The sequence below is a fragment of the Parasphingorhabdus sp. genome (assembly GCF_039982415.1).
Lineage (GTDB): Bacteria > Pseudomonadota > Alphaproteobacteria > Sphingomonadales > Sphingomonadaceae > Parasphingorhabdus.
Window position 1 is genome coordinate 63,408 of record NZ_JBDWYL010000007.1, and the last position, 24,290, is coordinate 87,697.

General features: G+C 50.1%; 21 protein-coding genes. 3 read left to right on the forward strand and 18 right to left on the reverse strand.

Annotated elements, in window-relative coordinates; all coding sequences use genetic code 11:
• Positions 1-16: 16 nt before the first annotated feature.
• The 7 genes from panB to ABJU74_RS10170 form a co-directional block, all read right to left on the reverse strand.
• Positions 17-889 carry a 3-methyl-2-oxobutanoate hydroxymethyltransferase gene (gene panB / locus ABJU74_RS10140; protein ID WP_348384100.1) on the reverse strand — a complete coding sequence of 291 codons (873 nt, stop codon included), beginning with the start codon at positions 887-889 and terminating at the stop codon, positions 17-19.
• Between the two features lie 108 nt (positions 890-997).
• Positions 998-2,107 (reverse strand): glycerophosphodiester phosphodiesterase, encoded by a 1,110-nt coding sequence (locus ABJU74_RS10145; RefSeq protein ID WP_348384101.1) that lies wholly within the window; start codon positions 2,105-2,107, stop codon positions 998-1,000.
• Positions 2,104-2,388 carry a DUF427 domain-containing protein gene (locus tag ABJU74_RS10150; RefSeq protein ID WP_348384102.1) on the reverse strand — a complete coding sequence of 95 codons (285 nt, stop codon included), beginning with the start codon at positions 2,386-2,388 and terminating at the stop codon, positions 2,104-2,106. Before ABJU74_RS10150 ends, ABJU74_RS10145 begins: the two co-directional genes overlap by 4 nt.
• Positions 2,358-2,897 carry a metal-dependent hydrolase gene (locus ABJU74_RS10155; RefSeq protein WP_348384103.1) on the reverse strand — a complete coding sequence of 180 codons (540 nt, stop codon included), beginning with the start codon at positions 2,895-2,897 and terminating at the stop codon, positions 2,358-2,360. The genes ABJU74_RS10150 and ABJU74_RS10155 overlap by 31 nt, the downstream gene beginning before the upstream one ends.
• Before the next feature lie 21 nt (positions 2,898-2,918).
• Positions 2,919-3,287, reverse strand: coding sequence for an ArsC family reductase (locus ABJU74_RS10160; protein ID WP_348384104.1), 369 nt, complete (start codon positions 3,285-3,287; stop codon positions 2,919-2,921).
• 163 nt (positions 3,288-3,450) lie between these two features.
• Positions 3,451-3,873, reverse strand: coding sequence for a GNAT family acetyltransferase (locus tag ABJU74_RS10165; RefSeq protein WP_348384105.1), 423 nt, complete (start codon positions 3,871-3,873; stop codon positions 3,451-3,453).
• 35 nt (positions 3,874-3,908) lie between these two features.
• Complete coding sequence (locus tag ABJU74_RS10170; protein ID WP_348384106.1) at positions 3,909-4,916, reverse strand: NAD(P)-dependent alcohol dehydrogenase; 1,008 nt, start codon at positions 4,914-4,916, stop codon at positions 3,909-3,911.
• Between the two features lie 98 nt (positions 4,917-5,014).
• Here ABJU74_RS10170 and ABJU74_RS10175 point away from each other — a divergent pair, with 98 nt between their 5' ends.
• A complete protein-coding gene (locus ABJU74_RS10175) occupies positions 5,015-5,434 on the forward strand; it encodes a DUF1648 domain-containing protein (protein WP_348384107.1) in 420 nt (139 codons plus the stop codon).
• Between the two features lie 28 nt (positions 5,435-5,462).
• On the opposite strand, the gene guaA is transcribed toward ABJU74_RS10175, so the two are convergent.
• From guaA to ABJU74_RS10205, 6 genes are all read right to left on the reverse strand, one after another.
• Positions 5,463-7,022 (reverse strand): glutamine-hydrolyzing GMP synthase, encoded by a 1,560-nt coding sequence (gene guaA, locus ABJU74_RS10180; protein ID WP_348384108.1) that lies wholly within the window; start codon positions 7,020-7,022, stop codon positions 5,463-5,465.
• Positions 7,023-7,094: 72 nt separating this feature from the next.
• On the reverse strand, positions 7,095-8,741 hold the full coding sequence (locus ABJU74_RS10185) for a tetratricopeptide repeat protein (protein WP_348384109.1): 1,647 nt from the start codon (positions 8,739-8,741) through the stop codon (positions 7,095-7,097).
• A 129-nt stretch (positions 8,742-8,870) separates the two neighbouring features.
• Positions 8,871-9,557, reverse strand: a complete 687-nt coding sequence (locus ABJU74_RS10190; RefSeq protein ID WP_348384110.1) for a PEP-CTERM sorting domain-containing protein — start codon at positions 9,555-9,557, stop codon at positions 8,871-8,873.
• A 214-nt stretch (positions 9,558-9,771) separates the two neighbouring features.
• Positions 9,772-11,382, reverse strand: a complete 1,611-nt coding sequence (locus ABJU74_RS10195) for a class I adenylate-forming enzyme family protein (RefSeq protein ID WP_348384111.1) — start codon at positions 11,380-11,382, stop codon at positions 9,772-9,774.
• Positions 11,383-11,470: 88 nt separating this feature from the next.
• Positions 11,471-11,974 (reverse strand): hypothetical protein, encoded by a 504-nt coding sequence (locus tag ABJU74_RS10200; protein ID WP_348384112.1) that lies wholly within the window; start codon positions 11,972-11,974, stop codon positions 11,471-11,473.
• 56 nt (positions 11,975-12,030) lie between these two features.
• Positions 12,031-12,432, reverse strand: coding sequence for a PaaI family thioesterase (locus ABJU74_RS10205; protein WP_348384113.1), 402 nt, complete (start codon positions 12,430-12,432; stop codon positions 12,031-12,033).
• A 172-nt stretch (positions 12,433-12,604) separates the two neighbouring features.
• Between ABJU74_RS10205 and gyrB the strand changes: the two genes are divergently transcribed.
• A complete protein-coding gene (gene gyrB, locus ABJU74_RS10210) occupies positions 12,605-15,097 on the forward strand; it encodes a DNA topoisomerase (ATP-hydrolyzing) subunit B (RefSeq protein ID WP_348384114.1) in 2,493 nt (830 codons plus the stop codon).
• A gap of 50 nt (positions 15,098-15,147) precedes the next feature.
• Here gyrB and ABJU74_RS10215 read toward each other — a convergent pair whose 3' ends face one another.
• The 5 genes from ABJU74_RS10215 to ABJU74_RS10235 form a co-directional block, all read right to left on the reverse strand.
• On the reverse strand, positions 15,148-15,462 hold the full coding sequence (locus tag ABJU74_RS10215) for a hypothetical protein (RefSeq protein ID WP_348384115.1): 315 nt from the start codon (positions 15,460-15,462) through the stop codon (positions 15,148-15,150).
• A gap of 234 nt (positions 15,463-15,696) precedes the next feature.
• Entirely contained in the window at positions 15,697-16,185 is a 489-nt protein-coding gene (locus ABJU74_RS10220; protein ID WP_348384116.1) for a hypothetical protein, read from the reverse strand.
• A gap of 192 nt (positions 16,186-16,377) precedes the next feature.
• Positions 16,378-20,685, reverse strand: a complete 4,308-nt coding sequence (locus ABJU74_RS10225) for an autotransporter outer membrane beta-barrel domain-containing protein (protein WP_348384117.1) — start codon at positions 20,683-20,685, stop codon at positions 16,378-16,380.
• Positions 20,686-20,865: 180 nt separating this feature from the next.
• A complete protein-coding gene (locus tag ABJU74_RS10230) occupies positions 20,866-22,167 on the reverse strand; it encodes a TIGR03032 family protein (RefSeq protein ID WP_348384118.1) in 1,302 nt (433 codons plus the stop codon).
• Between the two features lie 326 nt (positions 22,168-22,493).
• The gene (locus ABJU74_RS10235) at positions 22,494-22,970 is read right to left on the reverse strand and encodes a globin domain-containing protein (protein WP_348384119.1); all 477 of its coding nucleotides are present in this window, start codon (positions 22,968-22,970) and stop codon (positions 22,494-22,496) included.
• Positions 22,971-23,212: 242 nt separating this feature from the next.
• On the opposite strand from ABJU74_RS10235, the gene ABJU74_RS10240 reads away from it, so the two are divergent.
• Positions 23,213-24,106 carry a LysR family transcriptional regulator gene (locus ABJU74_RS10240; protein WP_348384120.1) on the forward strand — a complete coding sequence of 298 codons (894 nt, stop codon included), beginning with the start codon at positions 23,213-23,215 and terminating at the stop codon, positions 24,104-24,106.
• The last annotated feature ends 184 nt before the right edge of the window (positions 24,107-24,290 follow it).

Sequence of the window (24,290 nt, forward strand, 5' to 3'; positions counted from 1 at the left end):
ACGGATCAATGGCTTGCTATTTTTTGGGTTGATAAAGTTGATCAGGCCCCGGAAAACTGCGATCGCGAACCTCTTTTGCATATTCGGAAACCGCCTGTTCAATATTTTCCGAAATATTATAATATCGCTTCACAAATCGAGCAGTCCGCTCAAACATTCCGAGCATGTCCTCGGTGACCAAGACCTGACCGTCGCATTGCGGCGAGGCGCCAATGCCAATAACCGGGATATCAACCGTTTTTGTCACCGATATAGCAATAGGTTCCAGCACGCCTTCCGCAACCATTGCAAACGCTCCAGCATCGGCAACAGCCTTGGCATCAGATATTATTTTCTCATGCTCTTCCTGACTGCGGCCGCGAGCCGCATAGCCCCCAAGCGCATTTACCGCCTGAGGCGTCAATCCTATGTGACCCATTACCGGGATACCGCGTTGAGACAAGAAGCTGATGGTCGATGCCATGGACTGGCCACCTTCCAACTTCACCGCCGCGCAACCGGTTTCACTCATGATACGACTGGCCGATTCAAATGCTTGTTCGGGTGATTTTTCGTAGGAACCGAAAGGCATATCGACCACAACTAAACTGTGATAGCTGCCCCGGACAACAGCGGCGCCATGGTTGCACATCATATCCAGCGTCACCGGCAATGTTGAAGGCAAGCCGTAAATAACCTGACCGAGGGAGTCCCCAACCAATAGCATATCGCAATGCGTATCGAGCAATTGTGCCGTCCGCGCCGTATAGGCGGTCAACATAACCAAAGGCTCTTCGGTTTTGCCTTCAAATTTACGGCGTTGAATGGCCGGTACTGTCAAACGCTTTAGCGGTTTGGGTGTCGGATTGGCACGGCTTGTAGACGTGTCGAGTGTATAAGTTGTGGACATGGGATCCCTAATAACGCCCGAAACCGGTTATTGCCAGACTAAGATGGATTCAGGGCGATCCACCGCAAGCGAGACATGCCCAAAACGGCGCCGCTCTAGAAAAATCCGTCAATCTTTTGCCTTAAATTCATCCACCGCCACCATGCCTTCGCGAGGATTATCGGTGAAAATCCCATCAATGCCGGTCGCAAGATAGACCGCGATCTCTGCCTTGATATCTCCGATGGAAGACGCTGTATAACCGCCTTGAAAATCCGCGGGCAAAAAGACATTCTCTATCCGAAACGTCCAGGGATGCACCACAAGACCCGCTGCGTGTGCATCGGCCACTAGGCTTGTCGGCTCGACCAACCGGTTCTCCGAATCGCGGCCGATAATGAGCGACTTAGACGGCCCAAGACCGCTAGCATATTTGGCAATGTCAGCCAGACCCGCGGGCGTGATCATATCCGCATAGCGCATATCCTCTCGATCTGGTGGCCCTCCCTCTTCGGCCACCAATTGCACAAGCCTGATTTTGGTTTTCTCAGCCAGTTTCTGCAAATTGCCAACTTCAAACGACTGAATGAATACCGGATCCTGGGCATCGGAAAATCCGTATTTTTCTAGCAATTGCAACATTGGTTCGTCATGCGGCAAACCAATTGAAGCAAAATAAGACGGATGTTTCGTTTCCGGATAAACGCCCACACGATCTCCAGTTTTGGCTTCATGCTCTTGCAAAAACTGGAGAATTTCTTCGAACGTGGGGATTTCCCATTGACCATCCCAAGCGACATTTTGCGGCCGGACTTCCGGCAAGCGTTCTTTAGCCCGCAATGTTTTTAACTCAGCCAGCGTAAAATCTTCAGTAAACCAGCCAGTATATTCACGCCCATCTATGGTCTTCGTGGTTTTGCGATCGGCAAATTCTGGTTTCTCGGCTATATTGGTTGTTCCGCTTATCTCATTTTCATGACGCGCAACCAGAATTCCATCTTTTGTCAGAACCAGATCCGGTTCGATAAAAGTGACGCGATAATCCGTGCTTCTGCGATAGGCCGCGAGTGTGTGTTCAATCTCTTGCCCGCTATCTCCGCGATGAGCGATCACGATGGGGGGCTCGCCATTTAGAGTCGCCACTTTTTTGGTTGTCATCTGACCGTCCTCCGCTTGATTGCCGCATGCGCTGACCAGAAACAGCACCAGTAGCGACAGCCAGCCGCGCTTGACCTTCATTCTGTCACCTCGACGCCGCCCCAAAAGGCAATCCGGTCCTTGGTTTCCGCTGCGGCTTCGAGCGGCTCAGAATAAGTCCAAGCCGCGTCCTTATTGGTTTTGCCATTGACGACAAGATCAAAATAAGAGGCTGTGCCCTTCCATCCGCAATAGCTGGTTTTTTCGCTGGCATTGAAAAATGCGGAACCGATCGATTCCTTTGGGAAATAATGATTGCCTTCCACCATAATCGTATCATCGCTTTGCGCGACTATTGCGCCGTTCCATTTTGCCGTAACCATCTCAATCTCCATTTTTTCAGGCCCAAAATAGCGCCGACCAACACGCTAATTGGTACCCAAATCCATATTATTTCAGACAATAAGACACGCGCGCCGCGCTGGGAAATGAAATTTGAAATGCCAAGGGGTGATACCGCAATGGGGGTGATCGGCGCGAAATATCTTTGATCATTCCAAGGCCATAATATTGCTGCGCCCAAACCGCCATTTGTCAACATGTCGAGGAGCCCGTGAGACGCCATAGCGATGAACAGATAGACGCTGGCTATAATATAATGTCGCGGACGCAAGAGCGCGACCATGAACAGGGCCGAAGCCGCAGCGAAGAGCAACGAATGGGTGGCGCCGCGATGCCCCCACGTATCGGCATAATCAACGCCCAAAGGAAAACCGATAACATCAATGTCGGGCAACATAGCGAAAACGAGCCCGATGCCGATAACCGGCAATGACAGCCGGCGACGCCCCAGCAATATCGCTCCGGCAATCGGAACAGCAGCATGAGACATTATCGTCGGCACCGATCGATACTAGCTGTTGCGAGCAGCCAGTCCAGCCGCTTCATAGTCAGCGGCTTTGAACCCCACGACCAACTCTTCTCCATGCTCCAATACCGGCCGTTTTATCATGCTTGGATTTTCCACCATCAACATGATCGCCGTATTCTCATCGATATTTTCTTTCATCATATCAGGCAATTTTTTAAATGTTGTACCGCGCTTGTTGAGCAAGGGTTCCCACCCGACCTGCATCACCCAAAGTTCGAGCATATCTTTGGTCACACCCGACTTTTTATAGTCGTGAAAGACATAATTTATGCCATTGCGCTCCATCCAGTTGCGTGCCTTTTTGATCGTATCACAATTGGAAATACCATACATTTTCGTTTCGCTAGCCATGACTTTACTCATCCCGTTTTTTTGACATTGCTCCTGAAAAAAAGGGCAACGTGATCCTGAAAAGGGATTAGTCAGAAATTGCGTATGTGCAAGACCCAATTGCGTTGAGATCAGCCAGTCGGTTTCTCTCCCACGAATGAGACATATTCAAAACCGGCATGGATCAGTCGAGGCGGCGACCAATTGTCATCACATCCTGAACCTCATAGCCCAAGGCTTTATAAAAACCGGCGGCGTTATGATTATCGCTACGCACCATTAATTGAATTTTCGGGGCCGCGCGTTGTTGCAACCAATTTTCCGCCGCAGCCATTAATGTTCGCCCAAGACCGGTTTTCTGATTTTCAGGCGCAACCCCCAGATAATAGACCCATCCGCGATGGCCATCCTCGCCAACCATCACAGATGCAATGATCAGCCCTTTATCTTCAATATATAAAATATCCGAAGAAGCACCGCTGACGGCTCGATGAAAGTCGGCCTCGCTGTCATTCCAAGGCCGGGTCAGATTGCATTGCGCCCACAAGGATGTGATCTTTTGGCAATCTGCCGGTGTTGCCGTTCTGATGGAAAAAGGGTCAGCCATGATTATGATTGCATCATTTGCGGGGAGACTATGGATTAAATATCCACGATGATCTTTCCAAAATGAGCGCCGGATTCCTGATGGCGAAAGGCATCGGCCAAATCCGCTAGTGGAAAATGCTTGTCGAGCACGGGTTTAACCCCATTGGCTTCGATGGCAGCAATCATATCCAATTGTTGCGCGCGGCTGCCAACTGTCAGTCCCTGCACACGTAGGTTCTTTGCCATGAGCAATCCAGTCTGAACTGGTCCCGCAAATCCGGTCAGCACACCAATAAGCGCAATATGCCCCCCAATACGTGTCGCCATCATCGATTGATCCAGCGTACCCGGACCGCCAATTTCAACCACGCAATCGACACCCTTGCCACCGGTAAGCTCAAGCACTTTTGGCCCCCAAGCTTCAACCTCTTTATAATTGATCAGGTGATCCGCGCCCAACGTCTTGAGCCGCTCTAGCTTTTCGTCCGATGAAGAGGTTGCGATCACCATCGCGCCTGCCGCTTTGGCAAATTGCAGGGCAAAGATCGACACACCACCCGTACCCTGTACCAGCACAATATCACCGGGTTTGACGCAGCCATCAACAAACAGAGCGCGCCAAGCGGTTAGACCTGCACAGGTCAGTGTCGCCGCCTCTGCCGCGCTATATCCTTTGGGCGCACGGGTCCAAGATGTGGCCAGACCGACCGCTTGTTCGCATGCATAGCCGTCAATCCCGTCGCCGGGAACGCGCTGGAATCCGCCTTCGGGCGGCGCGCCGTCAATCCAATCCGGGAAGAAAGTCGACACCACCGCATCGCCGACTTTAAACTCAGTAACACCCTCTCCCACTGCCGTGACATCTCCAGCACCATCCGACATGGGAATACGCTCGTCCGCCGTTGGGAGCATCCCTTTGACCACTGCATAGTCATGATAGTTAAGCGACGACGCGCGCAGCCGCACTGCGATTTCACCCGGACCAGGCGCAGTCGGATCAGGACGCTCGACCAGTTTGAGATTGTCGAGCGATGCCGGCGCTTGGACTTGGATGGCTTTCATGGGTTCTCTCCTGCTCTCTTCTTGAGTTTGTCGTTCTGTATTCGTTTCATAGCTTTTTATGGTATGATCAACCGCAACGATGCTGGAACCAGTTCAGTATGATACGCTTTAAACTCTTATTTCTATTTGATAGTTTGACAACTCATATTGGCGAGATGCAAATGATTTTAACAATTTATTCGATAGCCATAAGCTCGGCAGCGGTGATCACCGGGATGGCTATTCATGCAAACTATAAATTGCAACATGGGGAACGCCTGCCCGTTCATTGGAATGCTCGTTTTGAGCCTGACAATTTTGGTCCCAGACGCTTCGCGCTGTTTTTTATGCCAATTCTATTTGGAATGATTCTGCTTAGTACAGCGTTGGCATTGCATCTCATTCCACCCGGCCCAATCAACAAAACAAGCTCTCCCGCAGAAAGTATCGCTGTCATAACCTTTGTGGCAATGGCTCTTTTGGCCGTTAAATATTTTTATCTAAGAGCAATTTTTCGATGGGCTGAGAAACATAAATAGAAAGCCCTGCCGACGGTATTCGATCGGATCACTCCCACTCAATCGTTCCCGGTGGCTTTGATGTATAATCATAAACCACCCGGTTTATCCCCTTCACTTCATTGACTATTCGTGTCGCAACACGGGTGAGGAAGCTGGCGTCAAAGGGATAGACATCGGCGGTCATGCCATCGGTGCTGGTCACGGCGCGCAAGCCGCAGACACTGTCATAGGTTCGGTGATCGCCCATCACGCCCACTGTCTTGACGGGAAGCAATACGGCAAAGGCCTGCCAGATCGCATCATATAGACCAGCATTTCTTATTTCTTCCAGATAGATAGCATCCGCTTTGCGCAATATGTCACACCTTTCCTTGGTCACTTCACCGGGTATCCTTATGGCTAGACCCGGACCGGGGAATGGATGTCGACCAACGAAAATCTCAGGCAGACCGAGCTCGCGGCCCAATGCGCGCACTTCGTCCTTGAACAGCTCACGCAAAGGTTCGACCAGCTGCATATTCATCCGTTCGGGAAGCCCGCCAACATTGTGGTGCGACTTGATGGTCACGCTCGGGCCACCCGTAAAAGATACGCTCTCGATCACATCGGGATAAAGCGTGCCTTGTGCAAGAAAATCCGCGCCACCGACTTTTTTTGCTTCAATTTCAAAAACATCAATGAAGGTCTTGCCAATAAATTTGCGCTTTTTCTCAGGGTCGGTTTCACCCTTTAACCCATTTAGAAACAAGGTCCCGACATCCAGGTGTACAAGCGGAATATTGTAATGGCCTTTGAACAGGCTCACCACTTGATCGGCCTCGCCTTGCCGCATCAGCCCGTGATCGACAAACACACAAGTCAGCTGTTCGCCAATGGCTTCATGGATAAGCACCGCGGCGACCGCGCTGTCAACGCCGCCTGACAATCCGCAAATCACTTTCCCATCACCCACTTGTTCGCGAATTTCCTTGATCTTGGCGGCTTTGAATTCCGCCATAGTCCAGTCCCCAGCACAGCCACAGACATGGCGGACAAAATTGGCAATTAGCTTTCCGCCATCGGGCGTATGCACAACCTCAGGATGAAATTGCATGCCGTAGAAACGCTTTTCATCATCCGCGATAATCGCAAAAGGTGCGCCTTCGGTGGTGGCAACAATCCGGAAGCCCGGTGCGAACTCCGTCACTTTGTCGCCGTGGCTCATCCACACCTGGTGTTTCTCACCAACTTTCCAAAGACCGTCAAACAGCACGCAGCTTTCCGAAATTTCGATGAAAGCCCGTCCAAATTCGCCGCTCTCTCCGCCTTCAACTTGTCCGCCTAGCTGGGTGGTCATGACCTGCTGGCCATAACATATTCCCAGCACCGGCACGCCGGCATCGAGAAACGATTGCGGAATGCGGGGACTGCCATCTTCGGTTACACTGGCGGGGCCGCCAGAAAGAATAATGCCTTTGGGTTTCATCCGCGCAAAGGCTTCTTCAGCATTGTTAAACGGCGCTATTTCTGAATAGACCCCCGCTTCGCGAACCCGGCGGGCAATAAGCTGCGTGACCTGAGAGCCAAAATCGACGATCAGAATGGTTTCTTCATGAGCAATAGACATTCCAAGCGCTTAATCGGGCACGAGGAAAGAGTCTATAGATTGTGATCCAGTTTGTGAAAATTCTGGTTCGGCTTACAGCCGTGCCAATAGCTGATCAATTTGCACTTGCTGTTCCTTACCCGCAAAATCCCTTAAACCGGCAATGAGTTGCTTGGCTTCGCTAGCCCGTCCATTGGCGGCCAGAGCATTGGCCAGATGCCAACGCACTTCGAGATTTCCAGGCGCCAGAGAAGCCGCGCGTCGCAGCAATTGCAAAGCTTCTGCCTTATCCTGTCCGGACTGCAATAATGTCCAACCCAAAGTATCGATCACATTGGGATCATCCGGCGTTAAATCCGCCGCAGCACGCGCAAAGTTAACGGCCTTTTGCTTCTCCCCCAAGGCCAATTGAACCAAGGCGCTATTGTTCATGATTATTACATTGCTGGTGAGACCTGAGGCGCGCAGTTCGGCATAGATTTTATCAGCTTTTTCCCATTGCTTGGCCGCTAGCGCTTGTCCGGCCTCGGTCATTTTCAAGGCAATATCATCACGCCCCTCCGGCGCTACAGCCCGTTCGGCAAAGCGCCCTGCCTTTGGGTCTTTTTGGAGCTTTCCAAGCTTTGCCGCGAGGTTCAGCAATTGCGGTGTCGCTGTGGCCCGGTTGGCCGCTGGTTTGACCAAAGCATAAGCTTCGGCGGCATTTCCGGTTGCCAATAGCGCGTGCCCCAGAACCGTTGTGGCTTGCACATGTCCGGGCATATCGAAAAGAAACCGGCGCAAATGGTCTATCGCCTGTTCGTTATTGCCGTTGAGATACGCAATTTCTCCGCGCAACAAATTGACACCAGCAACCTCATCCAGTGCTTCACCTGACCCTTGGATCAGTTCCCGCGCGCGGTCTATTTCACCGTCATCAAAAGCAATTCTGGCCATGAGAAACAGGGCTACGGGATGTCCTGGCGCAAGTTCCAAAACCCGCTTAAGACCGGCTTTTGCTTCTTTGACATTGCCCAGGTCCGCATTGACCGCAGCGGCAGAAAATAGCGGAGTAATACTGTCGGGATATAAGTTTAAAGCACTGTCAAAAAAAACTTTGGCTCCGGTCATGTCTTGTCGCATCAGCGCAAGCTGACCAGACAATAGCAGGGCATCAAGATTGTCAGGCCCATATTTCAGCGCCAATGTCGCTGTTTGGCGCGCTGCACTGATATTACGCGTATCTATCTCATAATTGCCACGCAAAGCCAATAAAGTGGGGTCTTGCGGTGCAGCGCGTAATCCTGCTGTCAAAGCCGCGACCGCTTCGTCTTTCCGATCCAGTTGCAACAATGCCTGCGCGCGCACCCAAAATGTCAAAGCCGCATGCGTGGAATCGGGATTTTCGGTCAATGCCAGAGCCCGTTCAGGCATGGCGCGCAGCAGCAGTGCATGCGCCATCAAACTCGGCAATTCTGCAGCATATATCTCGTTTTTTTCCAGTTTTTTCAACGCAGCTTCTGCCGCTACACCATCCCCAAGATGCAATTGGGTTTTTGCAAATAAAAGATTGGCTGCCGGATCTTTGCTATTTTCTTTCAACGCGCTCAGCAGATAAATACGGGCACCGCGAAAATCATTTTCCGCATAAGCAGCTTGCGCTTCGGATAAAGGATCTCCATCCCCAATCGAGCAGGCTCCAAGAGAGAGGGATCCGGCCAGCAATGCGGCATATACAAAGGATTTCGGCTTTAGAATCATCCGAATCTTTTAGCCGCAAAAGCCTTTAGAAAAGGCTAAATCAGAAAAGTTTCTTGCGCAGAATTTAGACAAAAAGAAACCGGGCCCTGATTGGAAAGCCCGGTTTCAGTATTCTGTTTGATTTTGGGCTTAGGCCGCAAGCTTCTTGCGACGACGCCGATTGCCTGCCCATAGGCCGCCAACCGCAACCGCGAGAAGACCAAGAGCGCCCGGCTCTGGCACTTCGGAAGCAATTTTATCCAAGTTGAAGTTAATGTCCCAATGTCTAATGGCATGCCCATTTGGATTGAGAATATTCAACCATGCTGATCCGCCAAATTTCTTGTTTTTGTCATTGGCGCCATCACCAATTTGCAAGGTCGTATTGCCAGCGAAAGGATCAGAAGGATTAACAGTGTAAACAGCACCATCAATGGTGATGGTACCGGAACCGCTGGTGAAAAAGTCAATATCCGGCGTATCGGTGACAGGATTGAAGTTACCACCGCCATTTTTATAGTCAAAAGCAGTACCATCGATTGTTTCCAGAAAATTGCTGAAATTTAAATCGAGCGTGGCAACTTGGCCCGCGCCGTTAATCGCCGTTCCGGTCAAAGTCGCCGTCTGTGCATCTGTATCGTGGCTGAAGGTGGTGCCATCTTGGAACGCATAGCGACGATTACAACCACTACCCACATTACCGGTGTACAGTCCGTGCTTACAAGAACCGCCCGTATAGTTGGTTGCAGCATATTCGATGACGCCGGCTGTTGCTGGCGTGGCATAAGCGGCTGCAAGGCCGATGGCGGTTAAAGTTGCTATGGAAATCTTACGCATGATTTGGTGCCCTGTTCTTCAATGTGTTTGTTTAGCGGGTAAATTGGATTATTTTGTTAACGACCAAAAACATCCATCCCTCTTGCCAAAAACTGAAGCAGGACATGTGCCAATTAAATATTTTATAAATATTACAATAGTTTAAATGATTAACATCTTGTTAACCATGAGCGGATTGTAATGATTATCGACAATAGAGCCTTTACAAATAGGGTTAATGAGCGGCCGCAACGCTCGCTTGCTCGGCCTTGTCTCGCAATTCGGTTTTCAAAATCTTACCGATATGGCTGCGCGGCAGTTCATCGATCAGATATAATCGGGACAAGCGCTGCGTTTTGCCCAGTTCTGCATTGGTTGATGCGGTCAATTGGTCCAGATCCAAGGAAACACCAGATTCTGCAACAACAAATCCAACCGGGGTTTCACCCCATTGCTGGGAGGAAATTCCGACAACCGCAGCGTCAGCCACATCAGGATTCGCCATAAGCGCCTCTTCCAGGTCGCGCGGATAGATGTTGAAGCCTCCCGAAATAATCATATCTTTCGATCGCCCCATCAAGGTAATGAACCCATCTTCATCCACTTGGCCGATATCCCCCATACGCTGCCAACGATCACCATTTTGATCGTACCAGCTGGCTTCTTCGGTCTTCTCCGGTTGATTTTGATATCCGCTCATCATGGTTTGAGATCGGCCCACCAATTCTCCCATCGCTCCCGGTGGCAATTTGTTAAGCTCCTCGTCGACAGTGATGACTTCACTGCCGCCCCAGGCAATACCCACCGTGTGCAATTTATCTGGATGGGCATGCGCCAGCAAAATACAGACCACGCCCCCTTCCGTCATTGAATAAATCTCGATCAAACCTCCGGGCATCCGGCCAAGGACCTCGGCCTTTAACTCCGCTGAAAATGGAGCGCTGGTACAATATTTATGCGTGAAGCTGGAAAGATCATAATCGTCAAATCCATCAAAATCCATCAAGCGTTGATATTGAACCGGAACCAGCATGGTGTGGGTCGCGCGATGCGATTGAGCCAGTTCCAGCCATTTTTGACAATTAAATTTCCGCATCAAAACGGAAGTCCCGCCATAAGCGACTGTGGCAACAAAAATACCAAGCGTGGTGTTGGAATAAAGGGGCGTAGAAAAAAGCGAGACTTGTCCCGGCTGACCATATCCTGAATTCTCACCTACGGCCATTTGGTACCACCGCATCTGACGGCTATGCACGATGCCTTTGGGAGTGCCGGTGGTGCCACTGGAATAGATAATGTTAAACGGATCAGACGGGCCCACGTCAACTGCTGCAGGCTGCGCCCCGTCTTCGGCCATCCAATCCCAAAGCTGCGGCGCTTGTGTCTCCACTTTGTCGATCATGATATGCTGGAGCGGTGGCAATTCGATACCGCTGTCCAAAAGTTCTGCCCGTTTGCCGCTATCAATGAAAAGGTGCATCGCACCGCTATCGGCCATCATATTAGCAAGCTGTTTGGGCGTGGCTGACGTCGTCAATGGCGCCGCGCATCCACCAGCGACAATGGCGGCCAAATAGCAAATTGCATAACGAATAGTGGTTGTGCCAAGGATCGAAACCGCCTGCCCTTTTTGCAGGCCGTCGGCTTGTAGTTGCGCGGCAACGCGATTGACCAATATCGCTGTCTCCGACCATGTGCGCTTTTCGATTCCATCGTCCAGCGCAATCCGATCCGGCTGATTGGCAGCATGAGCATTGATCAGCGCTGCTAAATCACCAAAAGGCTGTTCAAGATATACGATCGGATTGAGGGTCATGATATTACTTTCGGACTGTTTATAAGCCATGACCATCGCATTCACATGCGGTCCCGTCTAGAAGTTTTGACGACGAATTCGGTCCGTCATTCCCGAAAGAAAAAGCCGTGGAAAAGCGTTAGCCTGCAACCAGTTTCACAAAAGTGCTTTCGACCCAACCGCTCGCACAAGGGCCATCATAATTGCGCTTAGAGCGAACCGGCGAGGATACGCCGCAATCGGCGGAAGGCTCATTACCTCCCTCTTCATTGGCGGCATCGGCTTTGTCATATACAATGCCGAGCCATTGCTGGTCATGGCTGCGCGTACAAATAAATACCGATTGACCTTCCGCTATCGCGTCCTTCTGCTTTGCACTGTCAAATGGCGAGATCCGCACATCCAATTGCCCGCCGCGCAGTCCGGTTACGCGACCGACAGCCTGACAGGCGTCAAATCGCGGTCCACCTTCACCAATCCGCACCATCCTCTCCCCAGGATTGGAGCCGAGCCGTTCCGTCCGCCCAGTTGGGTTGGCGATATTGGTCTGACTATCTTCCAAATCATCACTGACTTGCGTGGTTTCCGAACAAGCGCTGATAGCGAAACAAATCAGCAGGGCGGGTGTCAAACTTTTCATCATAACTAGGGTCTAGCCCAACTTACGGGTCTTTGAAAAGATTCGAATGATCAATTGACTCACAATATAATTTGAGTCTGGCTGACTACGGCGACCAATGTGCCATCTTCTAAGGTTATACGGGTTTGCCAAACCGATTGTCTTTTCCCAACTTTAAAAGGCGTTGCCTCGCCGTAGACAGTCTGGCCTTCCGGTGCAGCACTGAGAAAATTCGTCTTGCTTTCCGAAGTCGTGGTTCCATTGGCGCCATCGGGTAGATTAGCAAAACCGCCAAACGCGCCCAAGACATCAGCAAAAGTCATCACCGCGCCGCCATGAATGGACGGCGTGCCTCGGCCGTTGCCCGCTGTACAAAATTCTGGCCGAACCAGCATTTCACCTAAAACTTTCTCTTTGCTCATTTCGGTAATTTTTATGCCCATTGTCTTCGCGAAAGGCACCATATCGGCAGGGTTGGTCATTGCTTATTTTCCTTCTTGATTCACCTGGTTGATGCGCATTTTGCCGACGATTTGCCATTCAACCAACTGACAATAGTGAAACCGGCTCAACTATCTGTAAAATAAGAGTTATAATATACAAATTTCTCACAAAACCCTTGGGTTTCACACCATATAGGTCTAAAAGGCTGATATGAGTGAAAACACAGAAAATAATGGCCCAGACGCGGCTGAAGACATGTCTAATCCAAATGAATATGGCGCAGACTCAATCAAAGTACTGAAAGGCCTTGATGCCGTCCGCAAACGGCCTGGTATGTATATTGGTGACACTGATGATGGATCGGGCCTTCACCATATGGTGTTTGAGGTATCCGACAATGCTATTGACGAGGCGCTAGCTGGCCATTGTGACTTGATTTTGATCACCTTAAATGCGGATGGCAGTGTTTCTGTTGAAGATAATGGACGCGGTATCCCCACCGGTATGCACGCCGAAGAAGGGGTCTCAGCGGCAGAGGTCATCATGACACAGCTGCACGCAGGTGGTAAGTTTGAAAACACATCCGATGACAATGCCTATAAAGTTTCGGGTGGACTCCATGGTGTCGGCGTGTCGGTTGTAAATGCTCTATCCGAATGGCTGGAACTAAATATTTGGCGCGACGGAAAAGAACATAATATGCGCTTTGAATTTGGTGAAGCTGTGCGAAGCCTAGAAGTGATTGGCGATGCCAATGGCAAGAAAGGCACCCGGGTTACTTTTTTCCCATCTCCGGAGACTTTTAAGATAACCGAATTTGATTTTGAGAAGCTCGAACATCGCTATCGTGAACTCGCTTTCCTCAATAGCGGTGTGCATATTTTATTGCGGGATGAACGCGGAGAAGAAGCCAAAGAAATTGATCTATTTTATGAAGGCGGGATCGCTGCCTTTGTGCAATATCTTGATCGCAACAAAACCGCTTTGGTGCCGGAACCGATTGCCATTCATGGGGACCGAGATGATGTCACCATAGATGTCGCACTGGAATGGAATGACAGCTATTATGAAAATGTTCTCTGCTTCACCAATAATATTCCCCAGCGCGATGGTGGCACTCATTTGGCGGCCTTTCGTTCGGCGCTAACTCGAACGCTCAACAATTATGCTGAGAATTCCGGCGCATTGAAAAAAGAGAAAGTCAAACTTACTGGTGACGACATGCGCGAAGGCCTTACCGCCATTGTGTCCGTCAAACTGCCTGATCCAAAATTTAGTTCTCAAACCAAAGACAAGCTAGTGTCATCGGAAGTGCGTCAGCCATTGGAAAGTTTAATGGCGGACAAACTGGCTGAATGGCTGGAAGAAAACCCCCAAAATGCAGCCATGATCGTGCAAAAGGTGATCGACGCTGCGGCGGCGCGGGAGGCCGCCAAAAAGGCCCGTGAATTGACACGGCGCAAAGGAGCGATGGATATCGCTTCCCTGCCAGGAAAGCTGGCCGATTGCCAAGAGCGTGATCCCGCAAAATCTGAATTGTTCCTCGTCGAGGGTGATTCAGCTGGGGGCTCCGCGAAACAAGGCCGCGATCGGCACTACCAGGCAATATTGCCGCTCAAGGGGAAAATTCTCAATGTTGAGCGGGCAAGATTTGATCGGATGCTATCTTCAAAAGAAGTCGGAACGTTAATCCAGGCAATGGGCACCGGAATTGGGCGAGAAGATTTCAATATCGAAAAACTCCGCTATCACAAAATTGTTATCATGACGGATGCTGATGTTGACGGCGCCCACATTCGGACCCTTCTCCTGACCTTCTTCTACCGACAAATGCCGGAAATTGTTGAAAATGGTCATTTATATATTGCGCAGCCGCCGCTTTACAAAGTGGGCAAAGGCAAGAGCGAAGTCTATTTGAAAGATGACAACGCCTTGGATCAATATCTTGTCGACGCCGGTTTGCAGAACATGATTTTGCAAACACAAGAGGGCGCAAGATCGGGTGAGGACTTGCGCAGCCTTATCGAGCATGGACGCCGAATGCGTGCGCTTATGGCCTATGTTCCGAGGCGCTATGACAGCACTATTGTTGAAGGCATGGCGTTAACCGGCGCGCTTAATCCCAACCTCGGTCGTTCAGAACGGCAAGCAGCCGTAGAAGCGGCAGCCAATTGGATGGACGCTGTGGATGAAGAGGGCCGCTGGTCGGGCCAACTTTCTGAAGAAGGCGGCTATTTATTTGAACGTCTGTGGCGCGGCGTGACAGATCACCATATTATTGAAGCCAAATTTCTTGAATCGGCCGAAGCACGAAAATTGCATGGACTTGCTTCCGAACAAAGCGCAACTTACGCCAGCGGAAGTCGATTGATCAAAAGCACAGCAAGCGAAGAGAATGATGACGATGTCGCCGTTGGATCGGAAGGCACGCTGATAACTCGGCCATCCGAACTGCTCGACGCGGTTCTCGCCGCTGGGCGCAAAGGGCTGTCATTCCAACGATATAAAGGCCTCGGTGAGATGAACGCCGAACAGCTTTGGGAGACAACCCTGGACCCTGAAGTCCGGTCATTGTTGCAAGTCACGGTCGAGCAAGCCGATGTCACAGACGAAATATTCACCAAGCTAATGGGCGATGTCGTCGAACCGCGGCGTGAATTTATCGTCGATAATGCACTCAACGTGGCTAATCTCGACGTGTGATAACCCATGGCTGGCAACCATTGTCCGCATAGACGTTTTTCAGTCAGTGCTTAGAAAAATTCCGGATTCCCTGGGACGATCTTGGTTATCGTCCCAGCAGATTTGCCGTCGGCATCTAAGTAAATAAACGCACCCAAATGTTCCGCTAAGTTGTAATTGTCGTTGGAACCGTCATGCCAACACACACTACATCCAACATCTTTGATCGCCATTTTTCCAGTAACCACTTTGGAATCCATACGCTTCAAATGAACTTTTTTGTCAGACGGGAAATATACCGAGACCGGTTTACGGCCTCCCACATCCAAATAATGCGTATAACCAACCATGAATTCTGCTAATATTTCTCGTTCGAACAAGATCATGATCTTTCTCCGTTCAATATTGCAAATCGTTATTTGACCGCCGCCGATTGGGGGGATGCGTTGTGCCGTACAAACATCCAAATTATAGGAAACTTGCTGCATCAGGCGCCGGTTATGATCGGGTTATAAACGGAGGAGAGTTCCAAAAAATAGGAAAAAAAAGCAAATACCGCACTGCTTCGCACGGGATTTGTAACAATGATCAACAGGCGACGAAATTTTGCTTAAATGCTATCATCCCGCCGCTGAGACAGACAGATTGCAGGCTGCGAACGATTGATATTTGCCAGCATCTAGAAGATTAGCGATTTCTGATCGCTTTAAAACTTCCGCCAGATATTCTACTCCCTTGGGCGTGAGTGCAACGCGTACATTCTCATCACCCGAAGAAGCATGATCCAGATAGAATAGGCCATCTTGTAAGAGCATTGCTTCATAGCAAAGAGAATGAGCCGACACGCGCGACAATTCATTTTTAAAGCCAGAAATTCGAACGATATCGTTTCGCTTATAAGCCGCAAAAAGAACAAACAAGATTTCCCACGTCTCCAAATTAAGATATTTTATCACGGAAGATCTTTTGCGCGCATTGCGTAAACTTAATGCCAAATGCGCCCTGCTCAATTGTTCATAGCTTATGGTTTCATAGCTACTTATGGGACCACGAAACCGGGCTTCAATGTGCAGCGCGATCGCTGAGATATCTGAAATAATTGGTTTCATAACTATGCCCCCATATTTTCCTGTAATCATTAGCTCTGGTTCGTGGGTTAGACCGATCGTTATTTCGGCGTTTTCGTTAGTCAGCGGGGATCAGAGTGCTTCGAATCTTTGATCCCCGCCTATCCTGAGAAGCCTGCGACCCTAAGGGAATTGCATTCTCAGAAATTTCAACAATCCTTGCGGTTTCGCTGCTTAAAATTGAACCTTCAATCCGCCGCGTCCTCCAAAACCGGTATAGTCTCCACCCATGTCAGCATTGCCTTCGATAAAGCCGGTGACGCCGCCGACGGTGGCGATGCTCAGTCCCAATTCGAACCTCCCGAAAGTCCGGGACAATCGATTTTCAATCTCAATTAATGTGTCGCCACTGGTGAAGGTGATTCCATCTCCCAATTGCGATTGATGCACAGCTTGCCCGCCGGCATAATAAGTTAATTGACTACCGCGACTAATAGCGGTTTCGCCGCCCAACCGAAAGCCGGCCATGCCCCGCAAACCGTCAAAATTATCGTATGAAATATCTGCACCTAATGCGGAAAAATCATCCAACTTGGTTTGTTGATATTCAAAACTGACCAACGGTCTGACAAAGAAACTATCTGCTCCTATGCGATAACCAGCTTCTATTCGAACACCATAAGCCGCGCCGTCAAGATCCGCAGTATAGCCAGCCGTTCGCGCGCGAACATCGGCCTGAATAAAATCATATTTGGCCAGGGCATTGGCGAAAAACCGGCCGTTTCTTATTCCCGCATAGAGTCCGATATTCAAGGCATCGTAGCGGACATTATCCGCCGTCGCGCGAAACCCCAGATTGGAGTTGAGATAGCCGGCCGTCACGCCGTAAACGGCTCCATCACCGCCAGCGCCAGCACCAGCACCAAATTCATAGCCCAGCTGAAGCCCAAAATAATCCTGCTCATAATTCACCGCAATCGGTTCGTCGCCTTCAGCAATACCGAATGAAAAGCTGTCATCCTGATTGGTGATATTCCCGTAAATTTGAATCCACGCAGGCGATTCCCATTGCGGATTGGGCGTTGCGAAATGAGCGGCCCAAGCATCAGCAGAACGATACCATAGCGATTGTGCACCTTCCGCAAATTTCAATGTTTGAAATACTGGCGTTCCAATAGTGTTGACCAGATAGAAATCATTATCGGCTTCTTCATAGAGCACCGAATAGGCGAAAAATCCTATTGTTGCGCCGGGTTCATCCAATGCAAATGCATCAGCGTTGGTTCCCACGCCTGCATCCACAACCAACACGCGATTGCCAAAAACCGCACTGGTGCTCACATCGTTCACGGCAAAAAGCGTATTGCCCGTGGCAGCTCCGGAGATGATCAGCGTATCCGCCGTACCCAAATTGTCGAAACTGACATCAAATTCAAATTCACCTGTGCCGCTATAGTTGCCTGTCGTAGTCAGGCTATCGCCCACCATATCATTAGCAGTTGTTATCAATCCGTCATTGGTCAGCTGTTCCAGTCCGATCAATGATATTGCGCCTTGCACCCTGAGAGTGGCGTTATTGGTAAACAGATCAACGGCCGCGCCAAAGTCACTATCCAATGTCGCGTTAAACAGACCGTTATTGATGGCCACATCGTCAAAATCACTCAATTGAACACGGCCATTTACCGTGCCTGCGTTCGTGAGTTGGGTCCCACCTCCCGAGGCCGCCAAGGCGAAACCGACACCGCTTTCAAGTGTCCCATTATTGTCGATCATGATAACCGAACCCGTCGTAATCGCGGTGATTGCATTTCCGGTTCCACCAGCAACCACTCCATTGCTCGTTATCGCGACCGCTTCGTCGCCCGCATGAGATACGGAAATACCATCTACCGCTCCGAGTATGTCCATCACGGTGATCGCCATATTTGTGCCATTGACGGAAGATTCTGCAAAGATGGCGCTGCCCTCGGTTCCAACTGCAAGTTCGGTTGATGTGATGGTCAACGCCCCGCTGCCTTCTTGGCGCGCATAAATTGCTTGATCAGAGCCTTGAGCAACATTGCTGACAATGGACAAGTTGGACGTCCCGGCCTGATTGACGACATTAATCCCATTGCCATCATTGCCAATGACCGTACCCAACGCATTTATCGTCAATGATCCACCGAAGTTTTCTGCATCAATACCGGATGTTGCGCCAATTATCGTGCTGCCAACCTCCTGATCAATGGTCATCGAAGCGGAGATATCATTCGCGCTGTTGTAAGCCAGAATACCCGACTGACTTTGGCCCGTCACGTCGCCGCTGATGCTGATTGCCAGTCCTGCGCTGCCAAAATTTCTCGCTTCAATTCCAATAATCCCGCCAATCACATTAGCGGACAAGATAGAAACCGACGTGCCGTTGTTCGAGTTAAACGCGTAAATTCCACGATTGGTACCTCCGCTTGCTAGGCCGGTGGAAACAATGGAAAGCGCGCCGGTGCCGTTATTGATTGCATTAATGCCATGATCCTCTCCATCCGTGTCGAAAGCTGTGATGGTCAAATCCGTACCATTGACAGAATTTAACGCGTCTATTCCATCGTTCAATTCGCCGCTTACAGATCCTGTTGCCGTGATCATCAACGCACCGGAACCGGTATTGACGGCATCAATTCCATCGATATTTCCGCTGCTGTCAACCGCGCTAATGTTAAGGCTTGTTCCATTGGCAGTATTTGCAGCTACAATCCCGCTTCCGGTGATTCCGGTTGCTGAACCAGTGGAGTTTATGGTCAAGACCCCGCTCCCCTCATGGTCTGCGCTAATCCCGTGCAGCGATCCTTGAGCTATGTTGCTGGTTATCGAGAAATCGGTTGTTTCCATTCCATTGAAGCCATCTATCCCGTTTCCATTTTCGCCAATCACCGTCCCCAATGCATTGATGGTGAGAGAGCCTCCGTAATTTTGAACCATAATGCCAGAGGTTGCGCCGGTTATAGTGCTGCTAACGTCCTGCATAATCACCATTGATCCGGACACATCGTTCACACTGTTAAAAGCCGCTATACCTGCTTGGCTTTCGCCCTGGACATCACCGCCGACGCTAATCGCGACACCGGCAGAACCAAAATTAAATATATTCAATCCATATGTCCCGCCGACAACATCGGCTACATCAACAGAAAGCGATGTGCTAAAACCAGAATTAAGTGCAAAAATTCCGGCATAATTTTCACCCTCAGTTTGACCGGTTGCGGAAATTGTCAATGCACCAGTGCCAACATTGGCAGCGTAAATCCCATATTCCGCACCCGTCGTGAAAACAGAGCCAATGGTCAGATCTGTACTGTCGAAAGAGTTAAAAGCGTAAATGCCATCAAACGATGCCCCGGTCACCGTACCCGTGGATGAGATGGAGAGAGCACCGCTGCCATAATTCCGAGCGTAAATGCCATTTTCAGCCCCCGTTACAATATTGCTATCAATCGTTAAATCGGTTGCAGCGTTACCAGTCCGCGCATTAATGCCATTATAGCTCTGCCCTACAACTGTCCCTTGAACAGAAATTGTCAGCGCGCCAGCACCATAGTTGCTTGCGGTTATCCCGTTATTGGCCCCCGTTATGGTTGTGTTGGCTTGCTGATCAATATCCATCGAACCGGCCACAGCATTGGCGCTATTAATGGCATAAATGCCGTCGGCTCGTTCTCCGATCACATCTCCCGTCACGCTGATGGACAGTCCTGCGGTTCCTTCATTATTGGCGCGTATTCCCACCGTGCCGCCAATTGCATCCACCGCCGTGATCGACAAAGATGATCCTGAAATTGAGTTTTCCGCGACAATTCCGTAAGAGCTTTCGCCTTCAGCCAATCCCGTAGAAGAAACAGAAAGGGCGCCGCTTCCAAGGTTAAATGCAGCTATTCCGCTTGCCCCGCCAAATGTATCCACGGCATTCACGACAAGGTCCGTGCCATAGATATTATTCAAAGCATAAATCCCATTGGTATCCGCACCACTTGAAAAGCCGGTAGATGTCACCGTCAACGCGCCCAATCCAAGATTATTGGCAATAATGCCGTTGGTTTCGCCATTGGTAATATTGGCAAGCACCGTTAAATTTTGCGCACCTGCGCCATTCAGTGCAAAGATACCGTCTTCAGATAAACCGGTTACAACCCCGTTTGAGAAAAGAGACAGAGAATCCGCACCGCTATTTTCGATGCGTATTCCCACCGACTGCCCGTTGATTGTCGACATTGCCAGATCTTCGAATATGGTGCCGCCAATCCCATTTATGGCGATAGCCTGATCAGCCATGGTGGTAATGCCAAACTCATTTTCGGTTGTAACTGTCACAGGACCAACAACACTCAGAAACTGCGTGACATCAGCGGCGGGTTCCGCTGGACCCGAGCAAGTGAAATCCCCTGTACCCACGACGATTTCCGAGCATGTTCCGGCCGTCGCCGGACGGGCTCCCATCGCCCCTATGCCGAATAACAGCGCAGCGCCAATAGCAGCCGCGGAAACAGAGAAACGCAGTGCTGTCATCTGCGGAAACAAATCTCCCGATCCCAACGGGTTCGGATATATATGTCTGTCCGCAGGCGCACATGTCTTAGAAAAGGAGATAGGTAAAATTTTGGTTCGAGCCATAGGGGGATCCTTGTTCAGCTTTAAAATTGGGGATTTTGAGATAAATTCCGGGACATCAGGCCATTGCAAAAACGGTCAGCCAATTGCTTGTTGAGCCGGTAATTTTGCTTTTCGGTGGGTTACAAATTTGGCCATTTCCGGTGCCGTCGGTCCGATCGACATTGGACAAGCATGACCGTCCAACAGCGCGACATCATAAATTTCCGAAACCGCACCATCTATGCGGAACCAATCGACGCATGTTCTTTTGGCGAGATCGATTATTTGTATGCCGCACCAAGGCGCGCTGTCTGCTGCCGCCAGACGGTCATCTAGGGCAAGGCCTTCAAACCGTTGATAACGAGGTTTGGATAAGCCAACAAAAGCATAGCCGTTTTTGATCGCCAAACCGCGACCAAAACCCGGACAAAAGACCTGAGGGACAAATTTCCCGTTGGTGTTGGCGCTGCGTTCTACAAAACCCAATTCGCCGGTTCCCGAATTGAGCAACCAAAGTTTCCCATCATAGAGACGGGGGGAATGGGGCATGGAAAGCCCCTTGCAGATTATTTCATTTTTCCGGACATCGATAACAATACCGCCATTATGCCGGCGATCGCGCCATCCATCGATTGTATCTGATTGACTGACCGCCGTTACATAGGCTGGTTCGCCGTTTTCCATGGCCAGACCGTTTAAGTGGCAACGGTCTTCATCAACAAGCGTAGAAACAAAAGGCGGTCGCCATATTTCGCGGAAACTATGCCGCGAATCCGTGGTGGCAAGGCAATTAAACCGGGTGTTGATAAACAGCGGTCGTCCGTCTTTATCAATGCCAATATCATGCGCATCCAGCTCGCCGGTATTACGGGTTTCCCGCGCCACATAGCAGCCGTCAAAAAGATCGTTCACCCGTTCATTTGCATCCAACCCATTTTCAAAACGCATGATTTGGAAACCCGCGGACAAGGTAAAGCTGTTGCTGTTTTCAACACAGATGCCCATGGGTTTTTGCATGGCCGATTGATGCAAATGGGCGCCGCCGCCAGGCTTTCGGCCGAGCATGTAGAGTAAACCAGACTGATAGGAAGAAAATATCAGCGCGCTGTTCAGCTGTGCCAGCCGATCAACCAGTCCAGCAGACTGGGTAAAGGTGGTGGATTGCGGAGAATCGACACTGGCCTTCACTTCCGCGCTGGATGGGATACGCGCCAGCTGCGCGGTGCGAGACTTATCTGCCTGATCCGCATCTTGGCCGTTATCAGCGTGGCTGTGTGTCCTTGCCGGTTCAGGAGCAGCATCGGGTTCACTGGCCTCGATGGGCGGAGCCATAGGGGAGGCTTTCGCCGTCTGATTAGCCTTGGTTGTCGCATGGTTTTTTCTCGAAGCCTTGGTCATGAAATAGTCTTTCTGTTTATGGTCCCAAATGTCGCTCCTTCATTCATCCACGGGATTGACCTTGCCGTCTATCGACAGCGCCGCAATGCAAGCTTGCAATTTTGCAAGCGCGAGAAATTCAATATAAACGATTATTTATCAGTCATTTAATGAAATTATTTCACGCTATATGGTGCCATAGGTTGGCCGGATAAACCCGGTCCTGATGTCAGGGATGATGCAGGGTATCGCATTTGCGCGTACCCACAGGCCAAGGCCGGATTTAGGCGCCGCACCAAAATTTACGGTACCGATGCGCGTGATGATTCCTATCGGTCAGATTAGGTTTATGCCGGCGTTTTCTTGCGATATCGCAAAAGGCCCGCATCGCCGAAACAGATACCAATCATGGTCAAGGCAATTCCATCATAGGCTTTTAGCCAAGCCGCTTCGACGGCAGAATCAAATTTGGGTCCGAGAATATCCTGAAGCATCGCAATAAGCGCATCACTCACATCCTCAAAATGTTCGGGTCTCACACCATAGTCAATATGACGGCGAGCCAGATCGCCGAGCATCGGCAATAATTCGGGTAAATTTTGAATTTGTGAAACAATCATGCCTAACATATTGGCCAAGGCTGATGACTGACCTGCAATGTCGCCAACAAATAGCGCTCGTAATTCCGGCTTATTTTGGAAAAGGTGCTGATAAAATAATTCCCCGGCCCGCGCATTTTCGGCGCCGACAGTGAGATAGCTTCGCCGGATAATATCAATTTCCGCCACGGTCAGACATTTCTGAATTTTCGATTGATGGCCCATGAAACGATGATCCCTGTTTTCCAATAACCGCCGAAAATGATCATTCCATCGGGATGATATTGAAGCGGTATCTGTAAAAGTATATGTTTACATAACGTTACATTTGATGATCATCGATAGAGAATTGCCGTCCCCCACTGAACCCGAAAATCTGCAACGCTGTATTGTGAAAATCCAGCATCTTTGTTTTTGCAAATGGCCTGGATGATTTTAAGCGTGCAGAAAAATAGGATGAAATAATTGTGTCTTTTGACTGGAATAATCTCAAAATAGTGCTCGCGGCTTCCCGGGCAGGCTCTCTTGCTCGCGCTGCTCATCTGCTGGATCTCGATCAATCGACAACCGGTCGGCGGCTCACCGCTTTGGAAGCTGATATTGGAACATCTCTATTTGCGCGCACCAAAACCGGATTACTACCAACCGAAACCGGCAAATTGATCATTGAACGCGCAGAAGAAGTAGAATTGCGCATGCAAAATTTGGAGGATGAAATTGCGGATGGGGATGGCAGTGTAACGGGCTTGATTCGACTCATTTCTAGCCCGTGGATTTTGGAAGAACTCACACGGGTGGCTTTAGCGGATCTACTCAGGAAAAATCCCCGCCTGGACATTCGCTTATTGGGCTTAATTCCGACCACGCCCATTCGCGGGGAAGCGACCCTATCCTTTTGGTTTGAAAACCAGCCGCGCGCGAGCGAATTTGCGGTTAATCTGGGCGAAGTACACTATGGGCTTTACGCCAAAAAAGGACTGGACCCCACAGAGCTTGAATGGGTGTCTTTCTTCGATGAAGATGCGCCGCGAACGGCTCCGGTTCGCCTGTGGGAGAAAATGCGGGGAGAACGAGGACATCGGCCAAGACTAACGTCTACTGATGCCCGCGGTGTCATGATCGCTGTAGAAGCCGGTGTCGGCAAAGGTGTTTTACCAATTTGCCTCGCTGAAAAATCGGATTTGATTGTCCCTTTTGGCAAAAGACCCTTTGAATTGGCCCGTACACTGAAATTGCACGCGCATCCCGATACCGTACAAGCCAACCGCACCCAGGCGGTAATGGAAACGTTGCGAGAACAATTTGCCGCCACATTTTCTCGGCCCAATGGCGATTCGCGTTTTCCAATACAGGACGAATAGTCGCTAGATTTGTCTGACTTTCCGATGGGAAGGCCCGCGCCGTTCGCCTTGCCCGTCCTTATCGGTATCATCGATATAGCCTTTGACGGCCCCTAGTCGCGCTCTCCCGATCATCAACCTCTCCTGAAATCAATGCGGATTCGCAGCAAAATCTGCTGTGCCTGTGTTTTTGCACAGCTGCCCT